Source organism: Variovorax sp. GW821-FHT09D05 (assembly GCF_059416325.1).
This window is the reverse complement of sequence record NZ_JBWKOZ010000007.1, coordinates 65,695-79,554: the sequence shown is the minus strand read 5'-3', so window position 1 is coordinate 79,554 and position 13,860 is coordinate 65,695. Positions and strand designations below refer to the sequence as shown.

Genomic DNA, 13,860 nt, shown 5'->3' with positions numbered 1-13,860 from the left:
CAGTGTGTGTGTGTATGCACCGGGTTGGTCCGGGTATCACGCAAAATGTAAATGTCTAGAATTTAGTTGTATCTGTTTCAGTCACCCTCAGGAGTTTTCCGTATGAAAAAACAAGTATTGGCATTGGCAGTCGCGGCACTGGCCGCTGGCGGCGCGATGGCGCAAGCCAATGACACGCTGGCCAAGATCAAGGCTTCCGGTGTCATCACCGAAGGCGTGCGTGAATCGTCGGGCCTGTCGTACACACTGGGCAATGGCCAATACACGGGCTTCCACTACGACGTCTGCGCCAACATCATCAAGGACCTCGAGAAGGCCGCCGGCAAGAAGCTCGAAGTCAAGTACCAGCCCGTGACCTCGCAGAACCGCATTCCGCTCGTGCAGAACGGCACCGTGGACATCGAGTGCGGCTCGACCACCAACAACGCCACCCGCCAGAAGGACGTGGCTTTCGGCGTGACCACCTACGTCGAAGAAACCAAGATCGTCGTCAAGGCCAACTCGGGCATCAACTCGCTGGCCGACCTGAAGGACAAGACGGTTGCAACCACCACCGGCACCACGCCGCTGCAGACCGTGCGCAAGCAAAAGCGCGCCGAGAACCTGACCTTCAAGGAGGTCTACGGCAAGGACCACTCCGACAGCTTCCTGCTGCTCGAAACCGGCCGCGCCGACGCCTTCGTGATGGACGGCTCGATCCTGGCTGCACTGGCCGCCAAGTCGAAGTCGCCCAAGGACTACAAGATCCTGTCCGACGTGCTGGCCGTCGAGCCCATCGCCATCATGATCCGCAAGGACGACGCCGCCTTCAAGAAGGCCGTGGACGACAGCATCAAGGCACAGGCCAAGTCTGGCGAACTCGCCAAGCTGTACGACAAGTGGTTCCTCAAGCCGATTCCGCCCGCAGGCGTGACCATCGGCCTGCCGCTGGGCGAAGCCACCAAGAACGCTTGGGCCAACCCGAACGACAAGCCTGCTGAAGACTACGTCACCAAGGAATAAGCGCCGCGTCGCTGCGTGATGACGCCCACCTTTCGCGGTGGGCGTTTCTTTTCAAGGGACTGGTTTTCGAAGAGCTGAAGGAGTAAGAAAATGGGCAACTGGGATTGGCAGGTATTCTTCAACGATCCTGGCGGTGAATATCCAACTTATTGGCAGTGGCTGCTGTCGGCCTGGGGTTGGATGCTGTCAACGGCGTTGCTGGCGCTGGTTGTTGCGCTTGTGGTCGGTTCCTTGATCGGCATCATCCGCACACTTCCCGACAGTCCCTGGCTGGTTCGTCTGGGTAATGCATGGGTTGAACTGTTCCGCAACATTCCGCTGCTGGTGCAGATCTTCCTCTGGTACCACGTGGTCCCAGCCTTGATTCCGCCCATGAAGTCAGTCCCTAGTTTCACGCTCGTGGTGCTGGCACTGGGCTTCTTCACGTCAGCGCGTATTGCCGAACAGGTTCGATCAGGCATCCAGGCACTGCCCAAGGGGCAGCGTTATGCAGGGATGGCGGTGGGTTTCACCACCTACCAGTACTACCGCTACGTGATCCTGCCGATGGCCTATCGGATCATTCTTCCGCCTCTCACAAGCGAGACGATGAACATCTTCAAGAACTCGTCAGTGGCATTCGCTGTGTCGGTGGGCGAACTCACCGCATACGCGATGCAGGTGCAGGAAGAAACCTCGCGTGGTGTGGAGGTCTACCTTGCGGTGACAGTTCTCTATGTGATCTCGGCCCTGCTGGTCAATCGGATCATGGCCTTCATTGAGAAGAAGACACGAGTTCCTGGCTTCATTGTTTCGGCCAGCGCTGGCGGCGGAGGACATTGACATGGCTGAACTCGACCTATCCTTTTACAACTGGGACATCATCAAGAATTTCGTGCTGAAGGGCTTCTACTTCAGCGTCATGCTGACAGTGGTGGCCACGATCGGCGGTGTGATCCTTGGCACCTTCTTGGCGCTCATGCGACTGTCGGGCAAGAAGTGGCTCGATACGCCTGCGGCCATTTATGTCAACGGTATGCGCAGCATTCCGCTGGTGATGGTGATCCTGTGGTTCTTCCTGCTAATGCCGGCTTCGTTCTATTCGTTGTTCGGTGCTTGGGGGGCCAACTACCGTTCCGAAATCTCAGCCGTGATCACCTTCGTGGCTTTCGAAGCTGCCTACTTCAGCGAGATCATGCGCGCCGGTATCCAGTCGATCCCGCGCGGCCAGGTGAATGCCGGCCAGGCGGTCGGCATGACCTACGGCCAGAACATGCGCTTGGTCGTGCTGCCGCAGGCCTTCCGCAACATGCTGCCGGTGCTGCTGACCCAGACCATCATCCTGTTCCAGGATACGTCGCTGGTCTATGCGATTGGCGCCTACGACTTGCTGAAGGGGTTCGACACAGCCGGCAAGCAATACGGTCGAACAGTCGAGGCCTATCTGTTGGCCGCCGTCGTGTATTTCGTTTTGTGTTATTCGCTCTCTTGGCTGGTCAAGCGCCTGCACAAGAAGATCGCCATCATTCGCTGATTGTTTGAGTGGCTGAACCGGAGAGAAAGAAATGTCCGAAAAAATGATTGAAATCAAGAACGTATCCAAGTGGTATGGCCCGGTGCAGGTGCTCAACGATTGTTCGGTGAGCATTTCCAAGGGCGACGTGGTGGTGGTGTGCGGGCCTTCGGGCTCGGGCAAGTCCACCCTCATCAAGACCGTGAATGCGCTGGAGCCCTTCCAGAAGGGCGAGATCACCGTCAACGGCATTCCGCTGCACGACCCCAAGACCAACCTGCCCAAGCTGCGCTCCAAGGTCGGCATGGTGTTCCAGCACTTCGAGCTGTTCCCGCACCTGTCGGTGACCGAGAACCTCACGATCGCGCAGATCAAGGTGCTGGGCCGCACGCCCGATGAAGCCAAGACCCGTGGCCTGAAGATGCTCGACCGCGTGGGCCTGATGGCGCACAAGGACAAGTTCCCGGGCCAGCTGTCGGGCGGCCAGCAGCAACGCGTGGCCATTGCCCGTGCGCTGTCGATGGACCCGATCGTGATGCTGTTCGACGAACCCACCTCGGCACTCGACCCCGAGATGGTCGGCGAAGTGCTCGACGTGATGGTGAGCCTGGCCAAGGAAGGCATGACCATGATGGTGGTCACGCACGAAATGGCTTTCGCCCGCAAGGTCGCGAGCCGCGTGATCTTCATCGACGTGGGCGGCAAGATCCTGGAAGACTGCCCGAAGGACGAGTTCTTCAGCCACCCGGAAAACCGCCAGCCGCGCACCAAGGACTTCCTGAACAAGATCCTGCAGCACTGATCCGCTGCTGCCGCGCAGGAAAGCCAAAAGCCACGCTGTTCTGCAGCGTGGCTTTTTTCATTCTCGACCGGGCAATGCCTTGTCGAAGAAGGCCGGAATCTCAAGGCCCAACTGCGCCAGGAAGGCCTTCCTATCGAAGCCCGGCGGGTCGTTCCTGATGTCTCCGTCGTCGCTTGGAATGGCGCTGGCCGGGGTGTCCATGAACGCGAAATGCCAGGCGTTGGGAACCCGGTGGAGTTCGGCGCGGGGCATGTTCTGCGCAATCCATTCGGCGTGAAAACGCGGGACGAGGAACCGGTCCAGCTCCGCCTCATAGATCTGCGTCGGGATCCTGATCTCCGCCAGCGAAGACGCCGTGAAGACAACACCCGCCGGCGCCAGCAGCACGACTGCACGCACCCGCGGGTCGCGCAGCGAAGGCAGCACCGATGCCGCAGGTGGGCTGGCCGTCGTTGGGGCGTTCCGGCCCACGCCGCAAAAAACTGGATCGGCCTCGCGCTCACTCTCGCAGTGCCTGCGAATGCGCGACAGGTCGACCTGCCCACCTGCCAGTGCCAGCACGGTATAGCCGCCGGCCGAATGCCCCACCGCGCCAATGCGAAAGCCCTGGGCGTCGCTGGCGATGCGATCCTTCCACTGCGGGTCTTGCAGCAAGGCGTCGATCACGCGCGATACCTGCCGCGGCCGTTCGGTGAAGTAGACGCTGCCGCCTTTCTGCAGCAGCGACCCGTCCTGCCAGTTGTCGCCGGGATGGCGAAGGGCCGCGACCATGTAGCCGTCCCGCGCGAGGGCCTCGGCGAGGCTGCTGTGGCCCAGTTCGGTGCCGCCGATACCGTGGCTCAGCACGATCAATCCCTTGAACTTGTCCTCGGGCGGCGCCTGGATGGCCGCCTGTACCGTGAACGGGCCCATGGCCGTCGTGCGCTCCGTCGCCTTCGTCGGGTAGTAGAGCGCGACCACCGTGGGTGCGGCGTCGGGCGTGGCGCCCGGAATGCGCAGCTGCCGCCAGCCGGCCTGGGCGGCCAGGAGCTGGAAGGACAGCAGCAGGCCCGAGGCAAGCAGCAGGGTCTGGCGAAAGAAGAAGGCAGTGCGCATCGCGGATCTCCATCACATGGTTATGGAGTGCGCATGGTTGCCGCGCCGCGGCGCAACTTCCATGCGAATGCGATGAAGTGCGCCAAAGGCGGCGCGAGATGACCGGATGAAGCGCGCGCCGGAGCCCCGCTATCCCGCCGCCACGATCACATGTGCCTGAATCTTGCCGGCCACCGGGCCCTCTTTGCCATGGCGGCTGGCGATCGCCTCCGTTGCGCGCTCCGTAGCGAGCTGAAGCAGGCTGGCGTCGCGCGCCTCGATTTCGTTGCGCAGCGGCGTTCCCTGGCAATAGGCGGTGGCAACGTCGCGTGCCGAGGGCGCGCGACTCAGCTTCTCGCGCGTCTCGATCCCGATGTTGGTGAACCCTGCACGGCTCAAATCATCGCGGATCAGTGCGGTGTCGTGATAGCCGTGCGGCGTGCGGGCGAGAAATCGCGGAGGGTCATGCGGAAACACCGTGGCGACGGCGTTCGTGACGTCGTCGGCAAAGGCGTTCTCTTCGATGCGGTCCCACACGCTGAAGACAAAGCGCCCGCCCGGCCTCAGCACGCGACGCGCCTCGGCGTAGCCGGCAACCCGGTTGGGGAAAAACATCGCGCCGAACTGGCAGCAAACAACGTCGAACGATGCATCTTCGAACGGCAGGGCGAGCGCGTCCGCCTGCCGCCACTCGATACGGCCATCGGGCCCCTGCCGGGTGGCTGCATAGTCGAGCATGGGCTGGTTGAGGTCGGTTACCACGTAGCGCGCGCCGGCGCCGAGTTTTGGCGCAAGCGCCCGCGTAACCACACCGCTGCCGGCCGCCGTTTCAAGCACCGAGCCGGGCGAGGAGGCCGCAACAAGCTCTGCCATGTCGGTGGCGTAGGCCTCGAAGATGAGGGGGACCATCAGCGTGTCGTAGAACTTCGGGATCGAGCCTGCGAATACCTTGTCGCTTTCAGCCATGAGACCTCCTCGAAAGCCCTGAAATGGCGCGTTTGCTCACCTATTCCAGAGCGGGCAGGCCTCCCCGACGAGTCCGCCGCCTAGCTGGGCATTGGCGACGGTGCACCATGGTGGCTCCGCATGCCACTGCCGTCAACGTCGTTCTGGGGCGATGCAGCTCAAGGCAGGCGGGAAATGCGCTGCGTCAGCAGATCGAAGAACCCCTGCGCATCCCCCTCGGCAATCCAGTTCACGTTGGCGGGCTTCTTCAAACCGCCGTACCAGTCGACCACCGTCTGGCCGAAGCCCAGCCCTTCGCGGCTGTCGACTTCCACGTTCACCTTCCGGCCCCTGAACAGCGAGGGCTGCAGCAGGTAGGCGATCACGGTAGCGTCGTGCACCGGGCCGCCGGGCAGGCCGTAGTACTGCATGTCGTGCTGCACATAGGCATCGAGGATGTCGGCCACCGTCTTGCCTGCCTGGTTGCCGATGCCGCGCAGCCTGGCAATGCGCTCGGGGCTGGTCAGCACCTTGTGCGTGAGGTCTAGGGGCAGCATGGTGATCGGCACGCCGCTCTTGAGCACGATCTCGGCCGCATGCGGATCGGCGAACACGTTGAACTCCGCAGTCGGCGTGATGTTGCCGCCGTTGAAATGCGCGCCGCCCATGAGCACCAGTTCGCGCAGGCCGCGCGTGATGTCGGGAGCCTGTGTCAGCGCCAGCGCGAGGTTGGTCTCGGGCCCGAGCATGGCGAGTGTCACGCTTTTTTCGGGCGCCGCGCGCAGCGTGCGGATCAGGTAGTCGACCGCATTGCCATCGGCCAGCGGCTGGCTCGGCTCGTGCACCTTGACGCCGGTGATGCCTTCGCTGCCGTGGATGTCGGCTGCATAGATGGGCGTGCGCAGCAGGGGCCGCGGCGCACCGGCGTAGACCGGAATGTCGGGCCGCTTCGCCCACTCGCGCGCCAGGCGCGCATTGCGCGAGGTCTTGGCGAGCTGCACGTTGCCGGCCACGGTGGTCAGCGCCTGGATCTTCAACTGCTCGGGCGAGGCCATGGCGAACAGCAGCGCGATCACGTCGTCGGCGCCGGGGTCGGTGTCGATGATCAGCGTGTGCACGGTGGCATCGGCTGCATGTGCCTTCGGGGTGATGAAGCTGGTGGTCAAGAAAACGAGTGCTGCGAGAAGAACCGAAAAGATCGCGAAGCGCGATGGCCGTGTTGTTGCGACGGTCGATGCGGTGGACCTGAGATGCATGGTGAAGGAGGCTCCTTGCTGCGCGAAGAAGTGCGCTGTGCAAGTCAGTCTGCCAGAGCATCTCGCGGCGCGGCATCGGATCGCGGGTGCATTGTCGGTGGCGATGCACGGGCTCGCAACGGTGCGCATACCAAGGGGTTAGCGCGTGCGGGCGGCCGAAGTGGAAAGTGCGCAAACACGCCCAGGAAGAGGTCGGCCGCCTGTTGTGAAAACGCCGCTTGCTCAGCGCCGACGATCCAGCAGCCGCAGCGCAAAGAACGCCAGGATCTCGTCCCTTGCAGCAAGCGTCGGCTGCCCGGCCTCATCGATCAGGTGCGCCGTCACCACGCTGTGCGGGCTGGCCACCACCTGCGCGAAGAAGGGCGGCGTGTTCGGGTTGGCTGCGCCGTCGGGCAGCACGCGTGCGACAAAACGCTCGCCCAGTGCTTGAGAGAACGCAGCAAAGCGCTCGGCCTTGCAGAACCTGTCGCCGTCGAAGCGATAGGCCATCACGCTCAGGTCCTCGCGCTCCAGGCGTTGGCGCACGGCTGCGAGTTCGTCGGCCGCCACGTTCATGCCTGCCGGATCGTCGAGCGGCAGCGAAGGCTGGCACACCACCGGCGCGAGCATGGCCGGCTCCATCATCATCGAGAGCGCGAAGTTGCCGGTGAAGCACATGCCGATCGCGCCCACGCCCGGGCCGCCGCATTCCTCATGCGCCAGCCGCGCGAGCGCGCGCAGCCATTGCGTCACCGGGCTCGATGCGTTCGATGCGAAGGCGCGAAACTCCGCGCTCACGCAGGCGCGCTTGAACACGGCGGTGCCTTCCTCGGCCTGCGGCACCGCGCCGTCGCGGCCGAACAGCGAAGGCATGTAGACGGTGAAGCCCGCGTCGCGCACCCAACGTGCAAAGCGCGCCACGTGCGGGCTGATGCCAGGCATCTCGGTCATCACGATCACGGCGGGGCCCTGGCCCATCAGGTAGACCTTCTTCTCGATGCCGTCGAGCGTGATCTGGCGCGGAGTGAAGTCGTCGAGCGGATCGTCTTCGTTCAGGGAGCGGGTCGGTGTCATGTGAGTGCGGCCGTGGACGGCACGGGGAAAGCGGATGAGCTTGTATTGGGCCGCCCGCGTCGCCAGAATGGCAGTGTCAAATTTGACCGTTTCAGGGCTGAATCAGACATGCACGATTTCACCGTTCTGGTGCTGCCCGGCGCCTTCAATTCCAGCGTGGCGGTCACGCTCGACATCCTGGGCGCCGCGCAGGCCGTGGCCGCTCGTGCCGGCGTGGCGCCGCCGCGCTGGAGGCTGTGCTCGGTGCAGGGCGGCCCGGTGTGGTTGCAAGCGGGCATGAGCCTGGAGACCGCGCGCCTGCCCGTTCGAGTGCGTGACGACCGTTCGACGTGGGTGGTGCCGGGGCTGGGGCTCAACACGCCGGGCGAGATTCGGCGCTGCCTCGACGGCGATGACGCGGCCAAGGCCATTGCGGGCCTCGTGCGTCATGCGAAGGCCGGCGGGCAGGTCGCGGCCTCGTGCTCGGCGGTGTTCCTGCTGAATGCTGCGGGCCTGCTGCAGGGACGTCGCGCGACGACTTCATGGTGGTACGCAGCGCTGCTCAAGCAGATGGCGCCGGGCTGCATCGTCGACGTCGACCGCATGGTGTGTTCCGACGGACCCGTGGTCACGGCCGGCGCCGCGTTCGCGCAGACTGATTTGATGCTGCATCTGCTGCGCGAGCGCTGCGGCAGCGCGCTCACCGATCTTGTCTCGCGCATGCTGCTGATCGACGGGCGTCAGGCGCAGGCACCGTTCATCGTGCCGGAGGTGCTGGCCAACGGCAACGACCTTGTGGCGCGGGTGGCTGCACGCGTCGAATCGGCATTGCCCGATCCGCCCGCGGTCAGTGCGTTGGCGCGCGAGTTCTGCATGTCGGAGCGCACGCTGTCGCGCCACATCCAGAAGGCCACCGGCAGGAGCACGCAGGCGCTGGTGCAAAGCGTGCGTTTGCGGCGCGCCCGCGCGCTGCTCGAGTCGAGCCGGATGACTGTCGAGCAGGTGGCAAGCGCCGTGGGCTATCAGGACGCCACGGCGCTGCGGCGCCTGATGAAGAAGATGGCGGGCGCGAACCCGAGCCGCTATCGCGGCTGATGCGCCCGCACGGCGCCGTGCCTGCTCTTACTTCTTGCGCGCGGCAATCGCCTGCTCGGCCTTCGCCACCAGGTCGGCACCCACGGTCGGCTTCCACTTGTCGTACACCGGCCGCGTCGCCTTCACGAAGGCATCGCGTTCGGCCGGCGTGAGGCTGGTCACCGTTACGCCCATGCCCGCGATCTCCTTCAGCAGGGGCTTGTCGGCTTCGATCAGGCCTTTGCGCGCGATGACGATTTCTTCCTTGCCCGCATCGATGGCGGCCTGGCGCACGATGGCCTGGTCAGCCGGCGTCCACGATGCCCAGATTTCCTTGTTCACCACGAACACCAGCGGGTCGGCCACGTAGCCCCAGGCGGTCAGGAATTTCTGGCCCACGTTCTGCATCTTGAGCACGGTGAACAGGAACAGCGGGTTCTCCTGTCCGTCGACCGCGCCGCTCGCGAGTGCGGGCTGTGCGTCGGCCCAGCTCATCTGCGTGGGGTTGGCGCCGAGCGCGGTGAACATGTCGGAGTAGATGGGCGAGCCGACCACGCGGATCTTCATGCCCTTGACGTCGGCCGGCGACTTGATCGCCCGCTTCGAGTTGGTGATTTCGCGGTAGCCGTTCTCGCCCCACGCGAGCGGCACTACGCCGGCCTTCTCGAGCGTCTTGAACATTTCCTTGCCGACTTCGCCTTGGGTGAGCGCGTCGATGGCCGCGTAGTCGGGCATCAGGAATGGCATGGAGAACAGGTTGAGCTGCTTGACCTGCGGCGACCAGTTGATGGTCGAGCCCACGGCCATGTCGATCACGCCCTGGCGCAGCGCGCTGAACTCGCGCGTCTGGTCGCCCTGAATGAGCGACACGCCGGGGTACAGCTTGATGTTGATGCGACCCTGGGTGCGCTCCTTCACCATGTCGGCCCAGATCTTTCCGGCCTGGCCCCAGGGCGTGGGCGGGCCGAGTACCAGCGACATCTTGTATTCGGGCTTGTAGGCGGCTTGCGCCATGGCGCCGGTCGAGAACATGCCCAGGGCGGTTGCTGCGGCGGCGAGGCCGAGAAGGGTGCGGCGGAATTTCATGATGAGGGCTCTCCTTATGGTTCTGAGACGGGACAAAAATCAGTAGCCGAGCTTGCGCGGCAGCCAGAGTGCGAGTTCGGGAAAGATGATGACCAGCACCATCACCACGAACATCGAGAACAGCATCCAGCCCACCCAGCGCACGGTTTCTTCCATGCGCACCTTGGCGATGCGGCACGACACCATCAGGTTGACCGCGAGCGGCGGCGTGAACTGCCCCAGCGCCACCTTCAGCGTGAGGATCACGCCGAACCACACCGGGTCCCACTTGTAGTACTGCACGATGGGCAGCAGCAGCGGCACGAAGATCAGGAAGATCGACACGCCGTCGAGGAACATGCCGACCGTGATGAGCAGCAGTATCAGCAGCGCCAGGATGCCGTACTCGCCAAGGCCCGAATTCACGATGGCGCGCGTCACCGGATCGATCACGCCCAGCGTCGACAGCGAATACGCGAAGATGCCCGCCAGTGACACCACCAGCAGGATCACGGCAGAAAGCTCGCCCGACTCGCGCAAGATCACGAACAGGTCGCGCACCTTGATGGTCCGGTGGATGCACATGCCCACGAAGAGGCCGTAGAACACCGCCACTACTGCAGCCTCGGTCGGCGTGAACCAGCCCGCGCGCATGCCGCCGAGGATGAGCACCGGCGCGGCCAGCCCCCAGGTTGCTTCACGAAAGCTCTTCCAGAACGGCGGGCGCGGCAGCGTGGCTTCGAGCGCACCCATCTTGTGCTTGCGCGCCAGCATCACGGCCGGAATCATCAGCGCCAGGCCGGCCATCACGCCGGGGATCATGCCGGCCGCGAACAGCGCCGGCACCGAAGCACCGGGCACCAGCACCGAATACACGATGAACGCGACTGAAGGCGGAATCAGGATGTCGGTGGCCGCCGCAGCGCCCACCACGCTGGCCGAGAAGGCGGCGGGGTAGCCGGCGCGCGACATGGCCGCGATCATCACCGCGCCCACTGCGGCTGCATTGGCTGGGCCCGAGCCCGAGATGCCGCCGAGGAACATCGCCACCGCAATTGCCACCAGCGGCAGCATGCCGGGGCCGCGCCCAACGATGGCAATGGCAAAGTTCACGAGCCGCAGCGCCACGCCCGAGCGGTCGAAGATGGAGCCGACCAGCACGAACATCGGAATGGCCAGCAGCGGATATTTGCCGAGACCTGCATAGAAGTTCTGCGGCACGGCGAGCAGGCCGAACCATTGGGCGTCGCTGTTGGCCAGTGCGATGCAGGCGGCGCCTGCCAGGCCCAGCGCGGCGCCAATGGGCACGCCCACCAGCATCATCACGACGAAGGCAACGAAGAGCAGGGTGGCGATCACTTGGCGTCGTCCTTGCTCTCTTTGGTGTCCGAGCCGTAGTTCGTCTTGCGTCCGCGCCGGATCATGAGGCCCACCGCGCGCAATGCGATGGCGAACGACACGATGGGCAGCCAGATCGAATACCACCACGCGGGCAGCCCGATGCCCGGCGTCGTCTCCTCGAAGCGGAAGTCGTCCCACACCATGCGGATGCTGAGCGCGCCGATGAGCGTGAACAAAATGGCGATTGTCAGCGCGCCGAACTGCGCGAGCCGCTTGCGCCGCGCCATCGAGCCGCTTTCGGAAAAGTATTCGATGCGGATGTGCCGGTCGCGCGCCACAGCGGCCGAGCCGGCCACCAGCGCCAGCATGATCATGAGGAACACCGAGAACTCTTCGGTCCACGCGAAGGACGAGTCGGTGAAGTAGCGGACGATGACGTTGGCAAAGGTGATGAGCGCCAGCGCGCCCATGATGATGACCGTGAGCCAGTCCTCGATGGCAAGGGGAACCTTGGTCGGTTCGTCTGCTGCTTCGATGTCGGGGGGAAGGGGGCTGGCGGCGTCCAGCGTGGGGCCGGACTCGGGTGGAGTTGTCATCGCGGGATGGTCAGTGAGGCACGAACGGCGGGACGCGTCCGGTACACCTCGACAGGGAACAGCCTTCGATGCTAGGTGGTCGATGACCACTCATGTATCGGGGGTTTCCTTAGCTGCGGGGCTTGGGAAAGGCACTTCCGGGGTGTGTGCACAGGCCGCCGGGTACTCCCCTCCGCGAATGTCCCCCGCCCTTCGGGCTCCTCCTTTATTTCGCTGCGGGGAGTACCCGACGCCCTGTGCACGTTGAGTGCGGCTGTGGGGTTGGTGGTTCGACCGCTGCGGCGGATTGCTGATGGACGTGCGGGGACGTACCGCTGAGTTTTCGTGAGAGGCGAGCGCTGGACTAGCATTAGTCCGAAGGGCTGGTGTCGGCTGCGGTCGCGACCCGCGCGATTTGGCGGGCAGAATGCACGGAAAGTGCCGCAATGCTGAATGGGCACCCGCAAGGATGGATTTATGAACCAAGTCGAACAACAATTTTTCAACGACCTAGAAAAAAAGCTCTGGACATCCGCCGACAAATTGCGCTCCAACCTGGACGCCGCCGTGTACAAGCACATCGCGCTCGGCCTGCTGTTCCTCAAGTATGTGTCTGACGCCTTCGATGAGCGGAAGAAGCAGCTGGAGGCTCAGTTTCGCGACCCGTTCCATGACTACTACATGGACCCGGCGGACTTTCCCGAAGACTACGAGGCGAACGTCGCAACCGAGCTGGAAGTGCGCGACTACTACACCGAGAAGAACGTGTTCTGGGTGCCTGTCGAAGCCCGCTGGCAGACCCTGGTGAGCTGCGCTCAACTGCCACCCAAGTCTCCTCTGCCGTGGAACAAGCCCGGCAAGGACGAGCCCGAAGAGATGCGAAGCGTGGGCTGGCTAATCGACAACGCCATGGAAGCGATCGAGCGCGAGAACGCCAAGCTCAAGAACGTGCTGAACAAGAACTTCGCCAGCACTGAACTGGCATCGGCCAAGCTGGCCGACCTGATCGCCTTGTTCTCGGACACGAACTTCCACGCCACCGAGTACAAGGGCCAACCGCTGAACCTGCAGGCCAAAGACATCCTGGGCCACATCTACGAGTATTTTTTGGGCGAGTTCGCGCTGGCCGAAGGCAAAAAGGGAGGCCAGTACTACACGCCTAAGAGCATCGTCAGTCTGATCGTGAACATGCTGCAGCCCTTCAAGGGCCGGGTGTACGACCCGGCCATGGGCTCGGGTGGCTTCTTCGTGCAAAGCGAAGACTTCATCGAGCAGCACGCCGGCAAGAGCGCCAAGGACCAAGGCAATAAGGCCAGTGGCCAGATCAGCGTCTACGGCCAGGAGAGCAACCCTACCACCTGGAAGCTGGCGGCCATGAACATGGCCATCCGCGGAATCGACTTCAACTTTGGCGGCGGCCCGGGCGATACGCTGCAGAACGACCTGCACCCCGACTTGCGCGCCGACTATGTGATGGCCAACCCGCCCTTCAACATGAAGGAGTGGTGGAGCGAGAAGCTGGCCAATGACCCGCGTTGGCTGGCCGGCACGCCGCCGCAGGGCAACGCCAATTTCGCCTGGCTGCAGCACATGCTGTACCACTTGGCGCCCACCGGCAGCATGGCCCTGCTGCTGGCCAACGGCTCGATGAGCAGCAATACCAACAATGAAGGCGAGATCCGCAAACGGCTGGTGGAAGAGGATTACATGGAATGCATGGTGGCTCTGCCGGGCCAGTTGTTCACCAATACGCAGATTCCAGCCTGCATTTGGCTTCTCACCCGCGACAAGGCCAACGGGTACAACCTCAGCAAGAAGAAGCGCGACCGGCGTAGGCAGTTCCTCTTCATCGACGCCCGCCAGATGGGCTACATGAAAGACCGCGTGCTGCGCGACTTCACAGGGGAGGACATCCAGAAGATCGCGGATGCCTTTCACGCGTGGCAGCAGGGTGTGGGGTACGAAGACGTCAAAGGCTTCTGCTATTCGGCAAACTTGGACGACGTACGCAAGCACGAGCACGTACTGACGCCCGGGCGCTACGTGGGCGCCGAAGAGCAAGAAGATGACGGCGAAGCCTTCGCCGATAAGATGGCACAGCTGACGGCACAGCTGACGGAGCAATTTGCGGAGAGCGCGAAGTTGGAGGGCGAGATCAAGAAGAACTTGGCGGGGTTGGGCTATGGCCTTTGACTGGAGCCA

13 protein-coding genes are annotated in these 13,860 nt (G+C 63.6%); 6 read left to right on the top strand and 7 right to left on the bottom strand.

Annotated elements, in window-relative coordinates; genetic code table 11:
- Positions 1–102: 102 nt before the first annotated feature.
- From AC07O3_RS19780 to AC07O3_RS19765, 4 genes are all read left to right on the top strand, one after another.
- Positions 103–1,002, top strand: coding sequence for an amino acid ABC transporter substrate-binding protein (locus AC07O3_RS19780; RefSeq protein ID WP_093057307.1), 900 nt, complete (start codon positions 103–105; stop codon positions 1,000–1,002).
- Between the two features lie 90 nt (positions 1,003–1,092).
- Entirely contained in the window at positions 1,093–1,824 is a 732-nt protein-coding gene (locus tag AC07O3_RS19775; protein ID WP_495340114.1) for an amino acid ABC transporter permease, read from the top strand.
- 1 nt (position 1,825) lies between these two features.
- Entirely contained in the window at positions 1,826–2,515 is a 690-nt protein-coding gene (locus AC07O3_RS19770) for an amino acid ABC transporter permease (protein ID WP_495340113.1), read from the top strand.
- A 43-nt stretch (positions 2,516–2,558) separates the two neighbouring features.
- A complete protein-coding gene (locus AC07O3_RS19765) occupies positions 2,559–3,296 on the top strand; it encodes an amino acid ABC transporter ATP-binding protein (RefSeq protein ID WP_093057334.1) in 738 nt (245 codons plus the stop codon).
- Positions 3,297–3,353: 57 nt separating this feature from the next.
- Here the strand turns inward: AC07O3_RS19765 and AC07O3_RS19760 are convergent, their stop codons facing one another.
- The 4 genes from AC07O3_RS19760 to AC07O3_RS19745 form a co-directional block, all read right to left on the bottom strand.
- The gene (locus tag AC07O3_RS19760; protein WP_495340112.1) at positions 3,354–4,391 is read right to left on the bottom strand and encodes an alpha/beta hydrolase family protein; all 1,038 of its coding nucleotides are present in this window, start codon (positions 4,389–4,391) and stop codon (positions 3,354–3,356) included.
- A gap of 129 nt (positions 4,392–4,520) precedes the next feature.
- The gene (locus AC07O3_RS19755) at positions 4,521–5,336 is read right to left on the bottom strand and encodes a class I SAM-dependent methyltransferase (protein ID WP_495340111.1); all 816 of its coding nucleotides are present in this window, start codon (positions 5,334–5,336) and stop codon (positions 4,521–4,523) included.
- 158 nt (positions 5,337–5,494) lie between these two features.
- The gene (locus tag AC07O3_RS19750) at positions 5,495–6,481 is read right to left on the bottom strand and encodes a nucleoside hydrolase (protein ID WP_371127393.1); all 987 of its coding nucleotides are present in this window, start codon (positions 6,479–6,481) and stop codon (positions 5,495–5,497) included.
- Between the two features lie 312 nt (positions 6,482–6,793).
- Positions 6,794–7,624, bottom strand: a complete 831-nt coding sequence (locus AC07O3_RS19745) for a dienelactone hydrolase family protein (protein WP_495340110.1) — start codon at positions 7,622–7,624, stop codon at positions 6,794–6,796.
- 108 nt (positions 7,625–7,732) lie between these two features.
- Between AC07O3_RS19745 and AC07O3_RS19740 the strand changes: the two genes are divergently transcribed.
- Positions 7,733–8,698 (top strand): GlxA family transcriptional regulator, encoded by a 966-nt coding sequence (locus tag AC07O3_RS19740; protein WP_495340109.1) that lies wholly within the window; start codon positions 7,733–7,735, stop codon positions 8,696–8,698.
- Positions 8,699–8,725: 27 nt separating this feature from the next.
- Here AC07O3_RS19740 and AC07O3_RS19735 read toward each other — a convergent pair whose 3' ends face one another.
- Genes AC07O3_RS19735 through AC07O3_RS19725 form a run of 3 tightly spaced genes read right to left on the bottom strand, consistent with a single transcriptional unit; the run spans position 8,726 to position 11,679 of the window.
- Positions 8,726–9,763 carry a DctP family TRAP transporter solute-binding subunit gene (locus AC07O3_RS19735; protein ID WP_258351315.1) on the bottom strand — a complete coding sequence of 346 codons (1,038 nt, stop codon included), beginning with the start codon at positions 9,761–9,763 and terminating at the stop codon, positions 8,726–8,728.
- 39 nt (positions 9,764–9,802) lie between these two features.
- Complete coding sequence (locus tag AC07O3_RS19730) at positions 9,803–11,101, bottom strand: TRAP transporter large permease (protein WP_495340108.1); 1,299 nt, start codon at positions 11,099–11,101, stop codon at positions 9,803–9,805.
- Positions 11,098–11,679, bottom strand: a complete 582-nt coding sequence (locus tag AC07O3_RS19725) for a TRAP transporter small permease (RefSeq protein WP_435462524.1) — start codon at positions 11,677–11,679, stop codon at positions 11,098–11,100. The genes AC07O3_RS19730 and AC07O3_RS19725 overlap by 4 nt, the downstream gene beginning before the upstream one ends.
- A gap of 456 nt (positions 11,680–12,135) precedes the next feature.
- Between AC07O3_RS19725 and AC07O3_RS19720 the strand changes: the two genes are divergently transcribed.
- Positions 12,136–13,851 (top strand): class I SAM-dependent DNA methyltransferase, encoded by a 1,716-nt coding sequence (locus AC07O3_RS19720; protein ID WP_495340295.1) that lies wholly within the window; start codon positions 12,136–12,138, stop codon positions 13,849–13,851.
- Positions 13,852–13,860: the final 9 nt, after the last annotated feature.

Bases quoted from the DNA above. Each gene is read 5' to 3' on its own strand.
- AC07O3_RS19780 (WP_093057307.1), top strand. From the start codon at position 103: ATGAAAAAACAAGTATTGGCATTGGCAGTCGCGGCACTGGCCGCTGGC.
- AC07O3_RS19775 (WP_495340114.1), top strand. From the start codon at position 1,093: ATGGGCAACTGGGATTGGCAGGTATTCTTCAACGATCCTGGCGGTGAA.
- AC07O3_RS19770 (WP_495340113.1), top strand. From the start codon at position 1,826: ATGGCTGAACTCGACCTATCCTTTTACAACTGGGACATCATCAAGAAT.
- AC07O3_RS19765 (WP_093057334.1), top strand. From the start codon at position 2,559: ATGATTGAAATCAAGAACGTATCCAAGTGGTATGGCCCGGTGCAGGTG.
- AC07O3_RS19760 (WP_495340112.1), bottom strand. From the start codon at position 4,391: ATGCGCACTGCCTTCTTCTTTCGCCAGACCCTGCTGCTTGCCTCGGGC.
- AC07O3_RS19755 (WP_495340111.1), bottom strand. From the start codon at position 5,336: ATGGCTGAAAGCGACAAGGTATTCGCAGGCTCGATCCCGAAGTTCTAC.
- AC07O3_RS19745 (WP_495340110.1), bottom strand. From the start codon at position 7,624: ATGACACCGACCCGCTCCCTGAACGAAGACGATCCGCTCGACGACTTC.
- AC07O3_RS19740 (WP_495340109.1), top strand. From the start codon at position 7,733: ATGCACGATTTCACCGTTCTGGTGCTGCCCGGCGCCTTCAATTCCAGC.
- AC07O3_RS19735 (WP_258351315.1), bottom strand. From the start codon at position 9,763: ATGAAATTCCGCCGCACCCTTCTCGGCCTCGCCGCCGCAGCAACCGCC.
- AC07O3_RS19725 (WP_435462524.1), bottom strand. From the start codon at position 11,679: ATGACAACTCCACCCGAGTCCGGCCCCACGCTGGACGCCGCCAGCCCC.
- AC07O3_RS19720 (WP_495340295.1), top strand. From the start codon at position 12,136: ATGAACCAAGTCGAACAACAATTTTTCAACGACCTAGAAAAAAAGCTC.